Origin of the sequence: Micromonospora sp. M42 (assembly GCF_000568915.1) — a bacterium.
GTDB classification, from domain to species: Bacteria; Actinomycetota; Actinomycetes; order Mycobacteriales; family Micromonosporaceae; genus Micromonospora; species Micromonospora chalcea.
On sequence record NZ_KK037233.1, the window covers coordinates 103834 to 105074 of the forward strand.

Here is a 1241-nt window from a genome sequence, read left to right on the forward strand (position 1 = left end):
GGGAGTCACTGTGGTCGTCGACTTCGCCGCGCTCGGCGGCGGCGTCCAGGTCGCCTGTGCGCCGGGCGATCCGGCCACCGGCCTGGCCGCGCTTCAGGCCGCCGGCTTCACCGTCACCGGCACCGCCCGCTGGGGCCTGGCCTTCGTCTGCCGGATCAACGGCAAGCCCACCGCCGCGACCGAGCCGTGCGTCAACACCCCGCCGGCCACCGCGTACTGGTCGTACTGGCACGCGTCCAGCGGCGGCTCCTGGTCCTACAGCACGTCGGGGGGCGACCGGCTACAACCCCGCGCCGGGCAGCGTCGAGGGCTGGTCCTTCGGCGCCGGCGCCCCGCCGAGCATCGCCGCTCCCTGACCCGCCGGCTGCGAACGGTGTGACCAGCGGCGCACCGGGTACCGGCAGCTGCTCTGGCGTCGTCGCGCGCCCGGGCGGTACGGTGTCGGCACCCGGTGCGCCGGGCACAACTGCATACGTCCCGTGTGGGGGGAAGCCGGTTCGAAGCCGGCGCTGACCCGCAACCGTGAGCGAGAGTCCCTTTCGCGAGCCGGAATGCCCCGCCCGGGACGAGCGGCTTCCACTGTCGAGGTCTACAGGGTGAAGTCCGGGCGCCGAGGTCCGACCACCCCGCCCACCGCAGCACGCGGAGCGGGGTGTCCGTCTCTCGGGGTGCTTTCCGGAGGTTTCACCGACCGCTCTGCGAAAGGCACCCCTGATGCCCCTGTCCCGGCGTCTCACCACCGCTCTCGGTACAGCCACGGTGACGGCTCTCGCCGCGATCACCGGCGCCCCGCCGGCCGTTGTCGCGGCACCCGCCCCGGCCCACGTCACCGCCGCCCGCGATGCCGCGTCCTGGCTGGCCGGCGAGTTCACCGACGGGGCGCTGCCCGGCCCGTTCGCCCCCGAGGACTGGGGGCTGACCATCGACGGCCTGGTCGCGCTGTCCGCCACCGGCGTCGACGCACCGACCCGGCAGGCGGCGACCGCGCAGGTCGCGACACACGTACGGTCCTACAACAGCTACGACGACTGGGGCATCGAGGGCTTCACCGACGGCGGGGCCACCGCCAAACTGCTCTATGCCGCAGCCGCCGCCGACGCGGACCCCACCGACTTCGGCGGCTACGACCTGCGGGCGGAAACCCTGTCGCTGATCGCCACGGCCGACGCCGGGCACCAGCGGGGACGGATCACCAGCCGTACCACCGCCGACAGCGGCCCGGACGCCAGCAACACCTTCGA

2 pseudogenes and 1 riboswitch are annotated in these 1241 nt (G+C 74.1%); both pseudogenes read left to right on the forward strand.

The features are described from left to right. Positions 1-356: pseudogene (locus MCBG_RS00300) on the forward strand (hypothetical protein); the annotation flags it as partial. Between the two features lie 85 nt (positions 357-441). Further along, positions 442-579: riboswitch (cobalamin riboswitch) on the forward strand. Positions 580-714: 135 nt separating this feature from the next. Continuing rightward, positions 715-1241 (forward strand): annotated as a pseudogene (locus MCBG_RS00305) (cell wall anchor protein); the annotation flags it as partial.